The organism is Bradyrhizobium sp. WYCCWR15520 (assembly GCF_056174665.1).
In genome coordinates, this window is record NZ_JBWBWM010000008.1 from 21,612 (window position 1) to 37,290 (window position 15,679).

General features: G+C 62.7%; 15 protein-coding genes. 10 read left to right on the forward strand and 5 right to left on the reverse strand.

Going from position 1 to position 15,679, the window contains the following annotated elements; translation table 11 throughout:
- Positions 1-6: 6 nt before the first annotated feature.
- The 5 genes from AC0QUY_RS10860 (at position 7) to AC0QUY_RS10880 (ending at position 6,249) form a co-directional block, all read left to right on the forward strand.
- Positions 7-1,371, forward strand: a complete 1,365-nt coding sequence (locus tag AC0QUY_RS10860; protein WP_161852662.1) for an HlyD family type I secretion periplasmic adaptor subunit — start codon at positions 7-9, stop codon at positions 1,369-1,371.
- 45 nt (positions 1,372-1,416) lie between these two features.
- Entirely contained in the window at positions 1,417-2,976 is a 1,560-nt protein-coding gene (locus tag AC0QUY_RS10865; protein ID WP_475386828.1) for a GNAT family N-acetyltransferase, read from the forward strand.
- Positions 2,977-2,986: 10 nt separating this feature from the next.
- Entirely contained in the window at positions 2,987-3,337 is a 351-nt protein-coding gene (locus AC0QUY_RS10870) for a hypothetical protein (RefSeq protein WP_475386829.1), read from the forward strand.
- 234 nt (positions 3,338-3,571) lie between these two features.
- Complete coding sequence (locus tag AC0QUY_RS10875) at positions 3,572-5,569, forward strand: VTT domain-containing protein (protein WP_475386830.1); 1,998 nt, start codon at positions 3,572-3,574, stop codon at positions 5,567-5,569.
- Complete coding sequence (locus tag AC0QUY_RS10880; RefSeq protein ID WP_475386831.1) at positions 5,566-6,249, forward strand: endonuclease/exonuclease/phosphatase family protein; 684 nt, start codon at positions 5,566-5,568, stop codon at positions 6,247-6,249. Before AC0QUY_RS10875 ends, AC0QUY_RS10880 begins: the two co-directional genes overlap by 4 nt.
- A gap of 9 nt (positions 6,250-6,258) precedes the next feature.
- Here AC0QUY_RS10880 and AC0QUY_RS10885 read toward each other — a convergent pair whose 3' ends face one another.
- The 4 genes from AC0QUY_RS10885 to AC0QUY_RS10900 all read right to left on the reverse strand — a co-directional run bounded on the left by AC0QUY_RS10885 (position 6,259) and on the right by AC0QUY_RS10900 (position 9,548).
- The gene (locus AC0QUY_RS10885; RefSeq protein WP_475386832.1) at positions 6,259-6,450 is read right to left on the reverse strand and encodes a hypothetical protein; all 192 of its coding nucleotides are present in this window, start codon (positions 6,448-6,450) and stop codon (positions 6,259-6,261) included.
- Between the two features lie 88 nt (positions 6,451-6,538).
- Positions 6,539-7,267, reverse strand: coding sequence for a DUF3750 domain-containing protein (locus AC0QUY_RS10890; protein ID WP_161856481.1), 729 nt, complete (start codon positions 7,265-7,267; stop codon positions 6,539-6,541).
- Between the two features lie 221 nt (positions 7,268-7,488).
- Positions 7,489-8,514, reverse strand: a complete 1,026-nt coding sequence (locus AC0QUY_RS10895; RefSeq protein WP_161852664.1) for a YihY/virulence factor BrkB family protein — start codon at positions 8,512-8,514, stop codon at positions 7,489-7,491.
- Between the two features lie 104 nt (positions 8,515-8,618).
- A complete protein-coding gene (locus AC0QUY_RS10900) occupies positions 8,619-9,548 on the reverse strand; it encodes a dihydrodipicolinate synthase family protein (protein WP_475386833.1) in 930 nt (309 codons plus the stop codon).
- A gap of 110 nt (positions 9,549-9,658) precedes the next feature.
- Between AC0QUY_RS10900 and AC0QUY_RS10905 the strand changes: the two genes are divergently transcribed.
- From AC0QUY_RS10905 to AC0QUY_RS10915, 3 genes are all read left to right on the forward strand, one after another.
- Complete coding sequence (locus AC0QUY_RS10905) at positions 9,659-10,846, forward strand: CaiB/BaiF CoA transferase family protein (protein WP_161852666.1); 1,188 nt, start codon at positions 9,659-9,661, stop codon at positions 10,844-10,846.
- A gap of 80 nt (positions 10,847-10,926) precedes the next feature.
- The gene (locus AC0QUY_RS10910) at positions 10,927-11,859 is read left to right on the forward strand and encodes an alpha/beta fold hydrolase (RefSeq protein WP_475386834.1); all 933 of its coding nucleotides are present in this window, start codon (positions 10,927-10,929) and stop codon (positions 11,857-11,859) included.
- A gap of 291 nt (positions 11,860-12,150) precedes the next feature.
- On the forward strand, positions 12,151-13,038 hold the full coding sequence (locus AC0QUY_RS10915) for a universal stress protein (protein ID WP_475386835.1): 888 nt from the start codon (positions 12,151-12,153) through the stop codon (positions 13,036-13,038).
- 506 nt (positions 13,039-13,544) lie between these two features.
- Here the strand turns inward: AC0QUY_RS10915 and AC0QUY_RS10920 are convergent.
- Positions 13,545-13,733 carry a hypothetical protein gene (locus AC0QUY_RS10920; RefSeq protein ID WP_247832873.1) on the reverse strand — a complete coding sequence of 63 codons (189 nt, stop codon included), beginning with the start codon at positions 13,731-13,733 and terminating at the stop codon, positions 13,545-13,547.
- A gap of 377 nt (positions 13,734-14,110) precedes the next feature.
- On the opposite strand from AC0QUY_RS10920, the gene AC0QUY_RS10925 reads away from it, so the two are divergent.
- Positions 14,111-15,088 carry a 1-acyl-sn-glycerol-3-phosphate acyltransferase gene (locus AC0QUY_RS10925; RefSeq protein WP_475386836.1) on the forward strand — a complete coding sequence of 326 codons (978 nt, stop codon included), beginning with the start codon at positions 14,111-14,113 and terminating at the stop codon, positions 15,086-15,088.
- Positions 15,085-15,579: a hypothetical protein gene (locus AC0QUY_RS10930; RefSeq protein ID WP_475386837.1), complete on the forward strand. Its 495-nt coding sequence runs from the start codon at positions 15,085-15,087 to the stop codon at positions 15,577-15,579. The genes AC0QUY_RS10925 and AC0QUY_RS10930 overlap by 4 nt, the downstream gene beginning before the upstream one ends.
- Positions 15,580-15,679 lie beyond the last annotated feature (100 nt).

The window sequence follows — 15,679 nt, forward strand, 5'->3', positions numbered from 1 at the left end:
TGCGCGATGGCCAACAGGAAGATTGCGGACCGCTCCGCGGAATCAGAGGGCACCTGGTACGATTCGCTGCCGCGATCGACCAAGCTGCCAACCGCTGCCGGGGCGCTGATAATGGCGGTGGTGCTGATGGGATTCGGTGTCTGGGGCAACATGGCGCCGATCGCCGGTGCCGTGGTCGCCTCCGGCGTATTCGTCGTGACCGGACAGAACAAGATCATCCAGCATCTCGAAGGTGGAATGATCCGCGAAATTTACGTGCGCGAAGGCGACACGGTAGAAGCCGGACAAATCTTGCTCGAGCTCGACGACACCGCGGCGCGCGCGGAGTTGCAGCGCTTGTTCTTGCGCCGCATCAGACTGACGGCGATGGACGCCAGGCTGACTGCCGAGATGAAGGAGGATCCGGAGATCACGCTTCCTGCCGAAGTCGGCAAATGGCTGACCAGTTCGCCCGAGGTGAAGGAAATCGTGGACAGCCAGCAGATGACGTTCACGGCGCGCCGCAACAATCTCAGCAGCGACATCAAGAGCATCCAGGAGAGCATCAACGCCCTGGAGGAGAGAATTCGGGGATCTCGGGTGCAGCTCGAGGCCGTGCATCGCCAGATCGTTCTGCTCGACGAGGAAATCGCCACCAAGGACAAGCTGGTGCAGGCCGGGCTGGTGCGCAAGCCCGAGCTGATGGTGCTGCAGCGTTCCAAGGCCAATCTGGAAGGCGAAGTCGGCCGCATCATGGGCGACATCGGCGATGCCAAGGAGCGCATCGCTCGCGCGCTCGAGCAGATCAATGGCGTGCGCAAGACCGCGATCAAGACTGCGGTCGAGCAGATGCACGAGATCCGCGGCGAATTGGCCGACGTCCGCGAGCGAATGCTGAGCGCCAAGGGCGTACTCGATCGTGTCCGTGTCACGGCGCCGGTCAGCGGCGTCGTGGTGAAGCTGCGCTATCACACGCGGGGCGGGGTGGTCGAGGCCGGCAAGAACATCATGGAGCTGTTGCCCTTGAAGGACGAACTCATCATCGAGGCGCGATTGCGGCCGCAGGACATCGACCACGTCAAGTACGGGCAAACCGCGATGGTGCGGTTGACGGCGCTGAACCAGCGCATCACGCCGATGGTCTCCGGAGATGTCGTGTACCTGTCGGCCGATACGCTTGCGGACGAAAAGAAGTCCCAACAGGTCGGGCCGACCGACATCTATCTCGTTCGCGTCAGGCTCAACGGCGAGGAGAGCAGGAATGTTCCGAATTTCAGTCCGACGCCCGGCATGCCGGCCGAGGTCTACATCAAGACATCGGAGCGAACTTTCTTCCAGTACATCGTCAGGCCGATCCACGACAGCATGACGCGCGCATTCCGGGAGCGCTAGTCATCGCGTGAGAAGTGTAACAAGCACATTGGAAAGGCGGTCGCCGTGCATATCGACATCATCGAAGACCTGCCGTCGCTGGCCAAGCTCGAGGACAACTGGAACGCCGTCTACGACGAGGATCCCGAGGCCCAGATATTTCTGTCGTGGAAGTGGCTGCACGGCTGGCTGTCCTGCATCCATGGGCCGTGGTTCATTCTGGCGGCAAAGGCCGGCAAGGCCGCCGACCTGCCTTATGTTGCGTTCTTTCCGCTGCGGCTGCAGACCACGATCGAGGACGCCGACATTATCCATGACATGAGGATGGCAGGCAATTTCGGCGCGGACTACACCGGCATCGTCTGCAGGCCCGAGGTGGAGAACAAGGTTCTCCCCGCCTTTGCCCGCTACGTCAGGCATATGAACTGGGCGCGCTTGAATCTCGACAATCTACGAATGTCGGAGCGGCGGGTGCGGCTGCTGCTGGCGTGCTTTCCGAAAGCCAGTTTTCGTTATCGGGAGGCCAACGCGGTCAACAAGGTCGACGGAATCGATAACAGCCTCTGCCCCTATGTGACGCTGCCGGGGGACTGGAATGCCTACCTCGAAACGCTGAGCACCAACACAAGGCAGAAGATTCGGCGCCTGCTGAAGCAGGTCGACGCGCCGGGCGAATATCGGATATCGGTCTCCACATCAGAAACTTTCGAGCAGGACCTCAAGACCTTGCTGCGGTTCTGGGAGACAAAGTGGCGTCCCCGCAAGGGGGACCGCACCGACAGCCTCGTGCGCTCGAACGGCGCGATGCTGACGCGCAGTTTCCAATCCGGTCTGGTGTACCTGCCGACGTTCTGGCATGGCGAGCGTGCGGTTGCGGCGCTGGCCACGCTGGTGGATCCGCGCAAGCGTACCTTCTCATTCTACATGACCGGACGTGACGAGACGTTCGAGGGACCGCCGGCGGGAGTGATCCTGCATGCCTTCAGCATTCGCCACGCCATCGCGAACGGCTTTTGCGAATACGACTTCCTGCGCGGCAACGAGCCCTACAAGTATTCGTTTGGCTGCGCCGAGCGCAAGATCCGCAACACGATCCTGGAGACCAGGGACGGCAGGAATCTTCGCACCGGCATCGATCCGCGGAGCATTCCGGACGTGTTGCAGAAGGCAACCGAACTGCACAGAAAGGGAAAAATTGCTGAAGCCGAGATGGGATACCGGCGGATTTTAGCCGCGCAGCCGAAACACGCCGACGCGTTGCACCGGCTGGGCCAGTTGTTGGCGGCGAAGGCTGATTTTGTCGCAGCCAAGCGGGTGTTCCGTACCTTGACCGCGGTTCGCCCCGGCGTCGCCAAGGCGTGGCAGTGCCTGGGCCAGGTCTGCGAAAGTCTCGGTGAGCATGAGCAGGCGCTGCGTCAGTATCTCGAGTTCATGCGGTTGCTGCCGGATTCGCCCGACGGGTTTGTCGCGGTCGCCAGATGCATGGCGAAGCTCGGGCGAATTGCGGAAATCAATGCCGCGCTGTTGGCCGCAATCGAACCGGCGAGCGGACCGTCGGTGAGGAAGTGGCGCGATTGGCGAAGCATACCGGATCGGCAGGCCCCGGAACGTTCGATCTCGGCGTAGGACGGGATTGATGAATTCCGCAAAAGCGCTTGGTCCCAGAACCGGATCCCGCAAAGGGTCAGCCGATCAACAGCCTCCGCTGTCTGCAGGGACCCGTGTCAGGACGAGTGCGCTCGGAGCGATGCGATGCCCAAATCTCGCCGGCCGGGAAGCGGTTGTCATCGGCTCGGGCCGTTATCGCAGCACCATCCGCGTCATGTTCGACGGTTTCAAGTCGCCGACATCGCTGCATAACAGCTACATCGAGCCCGTGGTGGAGGAAGAAGGTTCTTCCCCCCGGGCCAGCGCGGTGCGCCTGGGCGCCGGTTCTACCCGACAGGGAGAAGCCGGCGTCCACGTGCGGGGCCGGCGATTTCATTGAAGCCCGAGTCGAGGAGGGGCCAAGTTCCGCACGGCTGGAACCGTCCTGCCCGCAAAACGTTGATTTACCGGCGGGCGGACGTACGCTTTTCGATCCCGCATCTGCTTCCACGTTTTGTCGAGGTGTCGCCTGCTGCGAAGCTCATCGATCCTCATCCCGGGTAAAACCGTCTGGAGAAGGTGCAAGGCAAGGCGGCTGGCAATTCTCAACGACGCAGCCGCGTATTTCGCCGCTTTGCGGGAAGCGCTGCTGCTCGCGACGCGGCAGGTCTACATCATCGGCTGGGACATCCACAGCCTGACCCGCTTTGTCGGGCCTTCCGGGCACGCCGATGATGGTTATCCGGAAGGACTCGGGGCGTTTCTGAAAGCGCTCTTGAAGGCGAAGCCAGAACTGCGCATTAACATCCTGAGCTGGAATTTTCCAGCGCTGTATGCGGCGGAGCGGGAGTGGAATTCGGCCGCCAAATTCACCGCGGAAGCATCGGACCGGCTCTGCTTCTGTTTCGATTCCAGTCTTCCTCTGGGGTCAGCGCAACATCAGAAAATCGTCGTCATCGACGGCGCGCTGGCGTTTTCCGGCGGCCTCGACCTCACGATCCGGCGCTGGGACACCAGCGAGCACAAAACCCATCACCCGCTGCGGACCGATCCCGACGGCAAGCCGTATCCGCCGTTTCACGACGTGCAATGCGTGGTGGATGGCGAAGCCGCGGCCAGTCTGATGGAAGTGGTGGAGAACAGATGGCGGGCCGCAGGCTGCACCGTCGAAACTTCAGAGGCGGTCGCGGGCGACCGCTGGCCGGCCTCGGTGCCGGTACAATGCCGGGGCATGACGGTCGGCATTGCCCGCACTGAGATCGCGACCGCAAGCGATAGCGGCGTCAACGAGGTCGCGCGGCTGTTCGAGGCCTCGATCAACGCCGCCGATCGTTTCATCTATATCGAAAACCAGTTCACCAGCGCCACCGACATCGCGCGCCTGTTGGCGCAGCGGATGCTGGACGTGCCACAGCTTCGCGTCCTAATCGTCACGCCGAAGATGCATTCGTCCTGGTTCGAATCGCAGGCGATGCAGAGCGGCCGCGGCGGATTCATCGCGGCATTCGTGGCGGCCGGCGTCATGGACCGGATCCGCTTTCTCTATCCATCGACGCAGGACGGGGACGAAGCCGCCGCCGTCATGGTGCACAGCAAGGTGATGATCGTCGACGACCGCATCCTGCGCGTCGGCTCGGCCAACCTCAACAATCGCTCGATGGGGGCGGACACCGAATGCGATCTCGCGTTCGAAGCCACGTCCGAGGCGCATCTCAAATGTATCGCCCGGCTTCGTCGTCAACTGATCGGCCATTTCTGCGGCGTCGACGAACGGGAAATCGCAAGCAACGAAGCTGACCTGTTCGGATATCTGGATCGTCTGGCCGAAGGTGGCGGCGCGAAATCGTTGCGGCCGATCGATCCGGCCGCGACAGCCGGCAGCATGGCGACCATGGTGCAGCCGGTCGCCGATCCCAGGGAGCCGCTTCATCTCGACCGTGCCGCGACGCGCATGTGGACGCCGAGAACGATTTTGGCCGTATCCGGATTGGCCGCGGCGCTCGCCGGCCTGGCGCTGGCCTGGCAGTACACATCGCTGCGCGATTTCACCGATGTCGGCTTCGTCTCCTCAGTCATTTCGCAGCCTGCGCGGTCGCAATTCGCGCCGCTGTTCGCGATTGCCGCCTTCGTGGTCGGTGGGCTGGTGGTATTTCCCGTGCTGGTTCTGATCGCCGCGACATCGGCGGCGCTCGGGCCCTGGATGGGGTTCTTCAGCGCCGGCGCCGGCGTGCTGCTCAGCGCGCTCACACTGTTTTCGATCGGCCGCGTGCTGGGTCAGGCGCGGTTGCAGCGGCTGCTCGGCCGGCGGGCTGCAAGGGTTCAGGGCCGCATCATCGGCAAGGGGGTCGTTGCGGTGGCCATGATCCGGATGGTGCCGATCGCCCCGTTCTCGATCGTCAACGTGGTAGCGGGCGCCAGCAAGCTGAGCCTGCGCGATTTCCTGCTTGGCACCGTGCTGGGTATGGCGCCGGGGATCGCCGTGATGGCTGCGCTCGGCGCGCAGATCGCAGATCTCGCCCGAAATGCCTCATGGACGAATGCGCTGCTGCTGGCGCTGGCAATCCTGGCCTGGATCGCGCTGTGCCTTGGCGTCCAGTTCCTGGTGACGTGGATGGCGGGACGACGACCGTGACGGCTACGCTGCGCATCATGACGTGGAACGTGCACGGCATCTTCCACCTCAATCCGGGTTTCGATCTGGACGGCGTTTGTTCCGTCATCCGCCACTGGTCGCCTGATGTGGTGGCGCTGCAGGAAGTCGATTCACGCGGACGAACCGACGACCCCTTTGCCCTTCTCGCGAAGGCCGTCGGCGACCACAGCGTCGACGCAAGATCGATTGTCACGCAGGACGGCGACTACGGACAGGTGCTGTTGAGCCGCTGGCCCTTCGCCGAGCCGCCAACAATCTCCGACGTCTCCTATCAGGAGCGCGAGCCCCGCCGCGCCATCGCCGCGCGCATATTGTCTGATTTCGGGGAGATGAGGGTCATTGCCACCCATCTCGGTTTGAGCATTCATGAACGGCATGCTCAGGCGCACGCTTTGGTCGACCTGGTGGAGCCGACGCGAACGATCGTGCTCGGCGATTTCAACGACTGGTTCTGGGTGAAGTCGGTGCGGGGCGTGCTGGCGCGGATCTGCCCGGTCCGGACGCGGCTACGGACGTTTCCCGCAAGATTGCCGATGATGCGGCTGGACCGGATCTACGCCTCGCGCGATCTGATCATCCGCTCGGCCTGGACCGATCGCAAGGCCCGCGCCTATTCGGACCATCTGCCCGTGATCGCCGACGTCATGTTTCCGGACTAAAAGGTGACATCAGGCGGGCTTGGCCGGATGCTGTGTTCTCGGATGGCGCTCATGCAACAGCTTTGCAAGATCGTGACGCAGCTCGGACCGGTCGCGCATGGCGGTCTCGAACAGCGCTTCCTGGATGTCGCGTGGCATGTCGCCCCAGACCGCCATCGCAGCCTCGCCGAGCAATGATGCAAAGGTCTGTTCGCTGGTCATGTCGATCCTCCCGATCTTCGACGTTTGACCGGAACGAAGGTTCCATCGACCGGAATCGATCCCGTTTCGTCCGTTGACGATTATGGAGTTACGGACCGGCCTGCAGACCCAGCCGGCCGACGCCGGGCAGTTTCAATGCGGGGCGGCGGATGTCGAAGCCGAGGACGCCTCCGAAGAGATTGAGCTCGAACCCTTCGATCCATCCGATCGTCAGCCCGAGATAGCCTCCGAGCGAAGCAAACACGCCGGTGCGCGATGGCGTGAAGCCGACCCAGTCGCCATGGTAAGGGTAATCCTTGCCAATCGCAGTCGGCGGCAGCACGGCTTCGAGTTCCGGAACGGCGTTCAGGATCGCCTGGATGAAAGTGTTGGAGTTCGGACCAGGCCAGGCGCTGTAATCCCCATTGGCGCGAAACCTGTAGGTCTCGATGACCGAGCGGATTTTGGGAATGAGCGCTTCCGCCTTCGGACCGTCGACGCTGACGACGGTTTCGGGGATCGCGCCAAACCAGCGTCCGTCGGCCTGGAATCCATCGATCCGGATCGGCTCGCCCCAGGCCGTGTAATCATAGCGGCTGTAACGGCTGGCGCCGCGCTCCTTGACGACGATCCAGGTGTGAACCGCGAATATCCCGCGCCAGCGTACGGTCCTTGCCGCGAAAACCCGGATGACGGCATCCGCATGCTCAGAGGCCTTGGGAAGCAGCCCGGCGCTTGAACGGTCCGCCGTCTGCCAGTTCTCACGCCTGTCGCCGAGCAGATATTTCACGGCGGAAACAGCCACGGGAACGAGCACGAGGAGCAGAAAAATGACCAGGTATCTTTTCACGGCGGGGATCAATTGGAACGGATTGCAGGCTCTTGATGTAGTCGCTCCAATCCTGATTTCCAGTTCAGCCCTGCCAAGGTAGCAAAACGGGATCAAAAGTGCAGAAAGCCCAGGGCCATAAGCAGAGCGAAGGTCACGGCTGCCGAAAGCAGCAGCGAGCCGAGACATCCCAGCCGGTTCGAGAAAAACAGGAACATTTGGTTGCCTGATTAAGATTTCGCTTCCCCGATCGTGTCCGCCATCGTCGCGCCGCGTCGACCCAGTGGCTTGTTTCCGCCCTCGGTGCTGTCGACTGCGGTCTGATGCTCGATCTCCGAATTGAGTTCAGCGCCGAACAACACGACGATCGTCGACATCCACATCCACATCATCAAGCCGATAGCCGCGCCGAGCGAACCGTAGGTCGCGTCGTAATTGGCGTAATTGGCAAGATAGAACGACAGCAAGGCAGAGCCGGCAAGCCACGCGAGCGTTGCAAGCACGCTGCCGACGGTCAGCCACCGCCATTGCGCCGCGCGGCGGCTTGGTCCGAACCGATAGAGCACGGCGAGGCCCAGAAGCATGGTCAGGACCAGAACGGGCCATCGTCCGAACCGGAACAGAGCATCGGTAACGGCCCCGAGCCCGATGGTTGACAGAACGATCGGGAGTGCGACTACGGAGCCGATGGCGAGAAGTACCGCAACAAGTCCGCCAAAGGTCAACGCGAGGGAAACCGCGTTGAGCTTGAAGAAACCACGCTTCTCGTCCTCGTCATAGACGACATTGAGCGCATCCATGATGGCCTTCAGCCCGCCATTGGCGCTCCACACGGCAAGCAGGAAGGAGAACAGAAAGGCTAGTCCGAGCCTGACCTCACCCTGGGCCAGCACCCGTTCGACCTGATCCCTGACGATGCCGAGAGCGCCTTCCGGCAAGATGCCCGCAAGCATCGTCATGTGGTCGTTGATCGTGCTTGCATCGGCGAAAAGTGCATAGGACGAGACGAGGGCGGTAATCGCCGGGAACAGCGCGAGCAGCCCATAGAAGACGACGCCCGCGGCGACCGCGAGAACGCGGTCCTCGCTGACCTGCTGGTAGGTCCGGATCAGGATGTCCTTCCAACCCCTCCAGGGAATTTGCCACGGCGATACCGCACGGCGGCCGCGGCCCTGATCGTCTGACGACGCTGAAGCGTCCGGCTCGCGCCGCGCCGGTTCAGGCGTCGTGTCGTGCACGTAACTCAGATTGCTCATGCCGGACCGTTCCACGTCTCTACGCCTTAATGCGCACGGAGCGGTGACGTTCCTCGGATCAAGTCGGGCAAGCAGTTAGCGCGGTGCCGGATGACGGTGGCGATCTACCGTCCCCAGCGCAACACCACGGGATCGAGCTGGCGGGCGATTTCGATGAGACCGGCGCGGGCCGCCGGATGAACCCTTTGCAGTGGATGACGAACCGCGTCCGAGCCGATCACGCCGCCTTCCTTCATCAGGATTTTTGCGGCCTGCAAGCCGCACTGGCGGTTTTCGTAATTGATCAGCGGCAGCCAGCGGGCATAGGCCGCCATCGCTTCGTCGCGGCGCCCCGCGAGATAGGGATCGATGATGTGCCTGATGCCATCAGGATAGCCGCCTCCCGTCATGGCGCCGGTCGCCCCGGCGTCGAGATCGGCCATCATCGTGATGGCTTCCTCGCCGTCCCAGGGCCCTTCGATGCTGTCGCCGCCGGCGGCGATGAGATCGCGCAGCTTCGTTGCCGCCATCGGCACCTCGATCTTGAAATAGCGGATGTTGGGAATTTCCCGCGCCATGCGCGCCAGCAGATCGACTGAAAGCGGCGTCCCGGCAACCGGCGCATCCTGGATCATGATCGGGATATCGATCGCGTCGGACACGGTGCGATAGAAGTCGAAAATAGCTTTTTCCGGTACGCGAAAAGTGGCGCCATGATAGGGCGGCATGATCATGACCATCGCGGCGCCTGCGTCCTGCGCCTGTCGGCTGCGCTCGGCGCAGATGCGCGAGCCGAAATGTGTCGTCGTCACGATCACTGGCACGCGGCCGGCAACGTGCTCCAGCACCGCGTGCATCACCTGTTCGCGCTCGGCATCGGTCAGCACGAACTGCTCGGAGAAATTGGCCAGAATGCACAGCCCGTTCGAGCCGGCATCGATCATGAAATCGATGCAGCGCCGTTGCCCCGCAAGATCGAGCTCGCCCCGCTCGTCGAAAATGGTGGGAGCGACGGGGAAAACACCACGATAGGGCCGTTGTGCAGTCGAGGTCATTTAAGGAGGTTCCGTTCGAGGGAGATCAGTGATTGTATGGTCGTCCAGTTCATTCATCAACATGCTAGAAGGCCCGGCACAACCGGGCTGGTAGACAAGGAAAGAGATCGATGGGGGGAGTTCTGGAGGGCGTTCGCGTCCTCGATTTCGGGCGCTATATCGCGGGGCCCTATTGCGCGACATTGCTGGCTGAATTTGGCGCGGAAGTCATTCGCGTGGAAAAGCGCGACGGCAGCGAGGACCGTTTTGTCGCGCCGGTCGGGGCAGGCGGCGAGGGTGCGCTGTTCCTGCAAGTCAACCGCAACAAGAAGTGCATCACGCTCGATCCGATGAAGCCGGAAGGGCAGGAGGTGATGCGCCGGCTGGTTGCTACCGCCGATGTCGTTGTCGCCAATTTGCCGCCGCAGACGCTGCGGGCGATGAAGCTCGACTACGACTCGCTTAAAGCCATCAAGCCGGACATCATCCTGACGACCGCGACCGCCTTCGGTAATCCCGGGCCGTGGTCCGACCGCGTCGGCTTCGACGGTGTCGGCCAGGTGATGTCGGGCTCGGTGTACATGACGGGCAAGGGCGATCCGCCATACCGGGCCGCGGTGAACTGGGTCGATTTCGGCACTGCGCTGCATTGTGCGTTCGGCACGCTCGCCGCCCTGATCGAGCGCGGCAAATCCGGGCGCGGGCAGATCGTCGAGGGCGCGCTGCTGGCAACCGCGCTGTCCTTCACCAACGCGACGCTGATCGAGCAGGCGGTGATCGCGGCCAACCGCGTACCATCAGGCAATCTCGGCCAGACCGCGGCGCCCGCCGATATCTACCGCACCCAGGACGGCTGGGTGCTGTGCCAGGTCACCGGGCACCCGCTGTTTATCCGCTGGGCCAAATTGATGGGCGAGGAGGATCAATGGCTGGGTGATCCGCGTTTTGCTGACGACATCAAGCGCGGCGACAATGGCCCCGTCATCAGCGAACGGATGGCGCGCTGGTGCGCCGAGCGCACCACGCAGGAAGCCGTCGATACGCTCGGCAAAGCGATGATTCCGGCGGGTCCCGTGCTGAGCCCGCAACAGGCGCTGGAGCATCCGCATATCCGCGCCACCGGCTTCATGCAGGATGTCGACTATCCCGGCTTGCCGAATCCCGCGCCGACGGTGCGTGCCGCGGTGCGGCTGTCGGAAACTCCCGGCGAAATCGTCACGCGCCCGCCAACGCTCGGCGAACACACCGACCGCGTGCTGGCCGATATCGGCTATGATGCGGACGCTATCGCCGCGCTCCGCAACAACAGGATCATCTAGATGCAGCGGCAGACGACCCGGCGCCTTGTTCGTTGCTGTGAGGCGATTCTTCGCCTAACCGGCGCGTGGTCGCCTTCGCCATGACGCTCGTGTCGATACCGGTCAATCCTGTTCCAAAGGGCGCGCTTGCCGGAACGATCGGGGCGCCGGACGGCACCGCGTTGCGTTTTGCGCGTTGGCCGGCGCCGGCCAAGAGCAAGGGCACCGTCTGCGTGTTCACCGGGCGCGGCGAGTGCATCGAGAAGTATTTCGAGACGGTGCAGGACCTGCGCAAGCGAGGCTATGCGGTAGCGATGATCGATTGGCGCGGGCAGGGCCATTCCGCGCGCCGGCTGCTCAATCCGCTGAAGGGCCATGTGCAGAGTTTTTCGGAGTACGAGACCGATGTGACGGCCTTCGTGAAGCAGGTGGTGCTGCCGGATTGTCCGCCGCCCTATTTTGCGTTGGCCCATTCGATGGGCGGTGCGGTGATGCTGCGCGTCGCCCATGCCGGCAACGACGTGTTCGAGCGCTTCGTGCTCTGCGCGCCCATGGTCGGCCTGCCAGGCCCGCGCGCGTCGCTGCCGATGCGCGGTCTGATGCGCACGCTGCGCGCGGCCGGAATGGGCAAGCGGTTTATTCCAGGCGGCAACGTCGACTTGATGAAGCCGACGGGCTTTCCCGGCAATCCCCTGACCTCGGACCCGCGCCGCTATGTCCGCAACGCGGCTATCCTGGAGGCCGATCCGACGCTCGGGATTGCGTCGCCGACCGTAGCGTGGCTCGACGCGGCCTTTGCGGCGATGGCCGAGTTTCGTTCGCCGGAGTTTGCCCGCGGCATTCGCCGGCCCGTCCTGACGCTCGCGGCAGGCGCCGACACCATCGTATCAACCCCTGCCAATGCGGCGTTTGCCCGGCATCTGCCAGCGGGATCGCATCGCCTGATTGCGGGTGCGAAGCACGAAATCCTGCAGGAAGACGACCGCTATCGCGAGCAACTCTGGGCCGCATTCGATGCCTTCATGCCGGGCTAGATTAGTTAGGGCGTGGACCCATCGGCACGCAGCCAAATTCGGATTGAAGCGCCATGAATCTACTTCCGCTTTCCGGGCATACCGGACACCGGACATGCCGCTGGCTCGACCCGGTCGCGAATGACCCCACACCGGACATCGACGACCAAAGTCGGCAACCGGCACCTGCTGGTCTCCGGAACTTTGGGGTGATTCCGGGAGTTATGAATTGAGCGGTATTGTGCGATTTCGCTTTCGGCTCAACACATATGCCGTCTGTAGTCGCACACGGCGGCATCGCAGGAGGCTCTCATGAGTATCAAGCGAATCCTGGTTCCACTTCCCGGCTCAGCCAGTCACACCGGTCAAATTGAAACGGCCCTGTCTGCCGCGAAGGCATTTGGGGCTCATGTCCAGGCACTGTTCATTAGTGAGCCGCCGCCGGTCTCACGTAGCGGTGTCACGCGTGGCGGCCTAACGGCCACCGAAATGGGACAAACGGTGACCGCCGCATCGGTGAACTGGTACGCCGAGGAACGCGAGCGAGCTACGCGGCATGCGCGCGAGGTTTTCGCGCAGGCCTGCGCGGTAGTCGGCATCCCGATGCTATCGGCGAACGACGAGCCCGGCAGCCCACTCGCAGCATCCTGGCGCGAAGCCGAGGGATCGTATGTCGAAATCGCGGCGCAACGGGCCGCTGCCTTCGACCTAATCGTCGCCGCAAGCGCCACCGTGATGGAATCGTTCATGGCTATTGCCGAGCAATCGCTGCTGCAGACCCGTCGCCCCGTGCTGTTGGCGCCGGCTCGCCCGCAGAGCGATATGACCGACAGCGTGATGATCGCCTGGGACGAGAGCCCGGAATGCTGGCACGCGGTCTCGGCTTCTATACCGTTCATGCAACTCGCCAAATCAGTGCAGGTCATAAGCGTTGATCGGGACGCCAGCAATCGCCAAGCCTCGCAGGCGGAGGTGCTTGCCTATTTGCGCTGTCATGGCATCGGTGCGACCGCGCAGGTGGTTGCACCGGAATTGCGCTCGGTGGGTGATACGCTGCTCGCGGCGGGGGCAGAGCATGAAGCCGGCCTGCTGATCATGGGCGCCTATTCCCATAGCCGCCTGCGCGAGATGCTTCTGGGCGGGGCCACGCGCCACATCCTTAAGAACGCTTCGGCGCGCCCCGTTCTCTTGGCGCATTAGCCCTCGTCAGAGCGCAATCCCAGTCAGGTTGCCGCCGACGCCAACGCTATGGCCTCACTCGCCGACGGCGGGTTGGGGGGCCGTGCGATTAATGCACCGACGCTGCCAAACGCATCGCCCTCCTCCCCAGCGAATTAGGTCTCCCGAGTTCGGCACTTATGGCAGATCGTGGTCGGGTCGATTTGATCGGTGTCGGTTTGTGGCACCTTTGAGACATGCCGACGGACTCTGAACTTGTCTGCTTATCGGGATAGACCGGAAGTGCTTGGCGCTCCGTCAGAACGACGCGAATGACCCTCAACGGATAGGCGCGTTCAGTGCTCTTCATGAGAGCGCAGACATTTCCTGCCGTTAGCGTGTTCCGCTGCTACGCGCGGGAGCCGTTGCAGAGCAAATGACCGGTTACCATTCAGCGGCCTGAAGCTGAACTAGAATGGTGTTGAAGCCGTGCGCCTCTAGCATCCGATGGCTTGCCCTTCGAAGTGCAGGATCTGTTTGCGAAACTGCTAGAAAAACGATTTGACCGTCAGCCCTGCTGCGCGGGCATCCTGTATGAATGTATGCGCTTCCTCATTGGACATTGTAAGGTCAACGCCGCCGAGGAATTTCTCTCCTTTGGGCGTGTTCGCACGGAACGTCGTCTCGTGTCTGCCTATATGAACCGTATAATCAATGTCGCTTGGTGCTTCGGGCATGGCATCCTCCTCGATCCCGAAGCGAGTATACTGTGTCCATTTCAACCGGTCCTACAAGGTGGCAATTGCGAGATAACGCTGCGGCGCGGTCGATCGTGATTGTGGGGTGAAGAAGCGTGCTCAGTATATCTGCGGGCAGACCTGCCGTACTATCCGGAGCATAGCGGACATCGATCAGGCAGCGCCGATCAAGCTCGATTTTGAGTACGCACCCTGGTTCGAACGAACGTCGTCGATATCGCGGTTGTGAACATATCGGCCGATCGCCGGAAATCGGCCGGTCTCGATGCTCGGAACGCTTGTCACAATGGAGTTCCAGACCGTATCGTGACGTCGCGCAGCGAGAATGCGCGGCCGGGGCGATATCGGGGTTTTGCATGGGCTCGCAGGTAAGCTTGCCGCTCTGGGTCGTCGTCCTGATGGCGATCCTCGCAATCCTGGCGGCCCTGGATCGCATTCTGATTCCCAGCGTGCGCTGGGCGTTGCGGCGCCGCGCCAATCGCGCCATCGAGGAACTCAATACTAAACTGAAGCTTCGCATTCAGCCGTTCAAGCTGACCGAGCGCCAGGTGCTGATCGATCGCCTGGTGTTCGACCCGGAAGTGCTGCGGGCGGCCGAGGAATATTCGCTCCAAACCGGCGTGCCGAACGAAGTCGCGATGGAAAAGGTGCGGCGCTACGCCCGCGAGATCGTTCCGGCGTTCAGCGCCTATGCCTATTTCCGCATCGGCACGCGGATCGCGCGCGCCGTTTCCCATATGCTGTACCGGGTGCGGATCGGCGTCCGCAATGACGAGGCGCTGGCCGCCGTCGATCCAGCCTCATCGGTGATCTTCGTCATCAACCATCGCTCGAACATGGATTACGTGCTGGTGACCTACGTCGCCTCGACCTCGTCGGCGCTGAGCTACGCCGTCGGCGAATGGGCCAAGGTGTGGGGCCTCAGCAATTTGATCCGCTCGATGGGCGCCTATTTCATCGCGCGCGATTCCGGCGAGGGGCTCTATCGCAAGGTGCTGTCGCGCTATGTGCACATGGCCACCGCTGCGGGCGTCACGCAGGCGATTTTTCCGGAGGGTGGGCTCAGCCGCGACGGCAAGCTGCGTCCGCCGAAATTCGGACTGCTGAGCTACATGGTGGCGGGCTTCGATCCGCACGGACCGCGCGACGTGGTGTTCATCCCGGTTGCCGTCAACTACGACCGCGTGCTGGAAGACCGCATGCTGCGGCCAACACCGAGCCAGGAAAGAAGCCGGTGTTCGGCTTCAACTTTGCGACCTTTGCACGCCATTTTTTCCGCCATATCTGGCTGGCCATGCGCGGCGAGTGGTATCGCTTCGGCTACACCTGCGTGAGTTTCGGTGTGCCGGTGTCGCTGCGAAACTATGTCGAGGCCAGGAAGATCGACTTTCGCGTTCTCGCAGCCGAGCCGCGCCGCCTCGAGGTCGAGCGGCTCGGCAACGAACTGATGGAGGCCGTTGGCCGCGTGGTGCCGGCGCTGCCGGTATCGCTGGTCTCGACCGCGATCCTTGCGGCTGGCGACCAGCCGCTGACGCTGTTCGAAATCAAGGGCCGCGTTTCGGCGCTCATAGGCGATCTCGAACGACTGGGAAGCTACGTTCACATCCCGCGCGCCGACCGCGACTACGCCATCTCCGTCGGCTTGCGGATGCTGACGCTGCGCCATCTGGTCCTCGAGACCGACGACACCTACCGCGCCAACCCGAAAGAGCTCGGACTGTTGCACTACTATGCGAACGCGATTGTTCATCTGTTCAAGGCTGAGGAGGCGAATATCGGCGGCGATGTCGCTGCGCGGTGGACCGAGAGGGTTGCTCCCCCGTAGGGTAGGGCAAAGGCGCGCCAGCGCCGTGCCCACCATGTATGCAACCGCGAGCGCGCCGCCTGGTGGTGGGCACGCTTCGCTTTGCCCACCAGACGTCTGC

Coding starts and splice junctions, on each gene's coding strand:
- AC0QUY_RS10860 (WP_161852662.1), top strand. CDS start 7: ATGGCCAACAGGAAGATTGCGGACCGCTCCGCGGAATCAGAGGGCACC.
- AC0QUY_RS10870 (WP_475386829.1), top strand. CDS start 2,987: ATGAATTCCGCAAAAGCGCTTGGTCCCAGAACCGGATCCCGCAAAGGG.
- AC0QUY_RS10885 (WP_475386832.1), bottom strand. CDS start 6,450: ATGACCAGCGAACAGACCTTTGCATCATTGCTCGGCGAGGCTGCGATG.
- AC0QUY_RS10895 (WP_161852664.1), bottom strand. CDS start 8,514: ATGAGCAATCTGAGTTACGTGCACGACACGACGCCTGAACCGGCGCGG.
- AC0QUY_RS10900 (WP_475386833.1), bottom strand. CDS start 9,548: ATGACCTCGACTGCACAACGGCCCTATCGTGGTGTTTTCCCCGTCGCT.
- AC0QUY_RS10905 (WP_161852666.1), top strand. CDS start 9,659: ATGGGGGGAGTTCTGGAGGGCGTTCGCGTCCTCGATTTCGGGCGCTAT.
- AC0QUY_RS10910 (WP_475386834.1), top strand. CDS start 10,927: ATGACGCTCGTGTCGATACCGGTCAATCCTGTTCCAAAGGGCGCGCTT.
- AC0QUY_RS10915 (WP_475386835.1), top strand. CDS start 12,151: ATGAGTATCAAGCGAATCCTGGTTCCACTTCCCGGCTCAGCCAGTCAC.
- AC0QUY_RS10920 (WP_247832873.1), bottom strand. CDS start 13,733: ATGCCCGAAGCACCAAGCGACATTGATTATACGGTTCATATAGGCAGA.
- AC0QUY_RS10925 (WP_475386836.1), top strand. CDS start 14,111: ATGGGCTCGCAGGTAAGCTTGCCGCTCTGGGTCGTCGTCCTGATGGCG.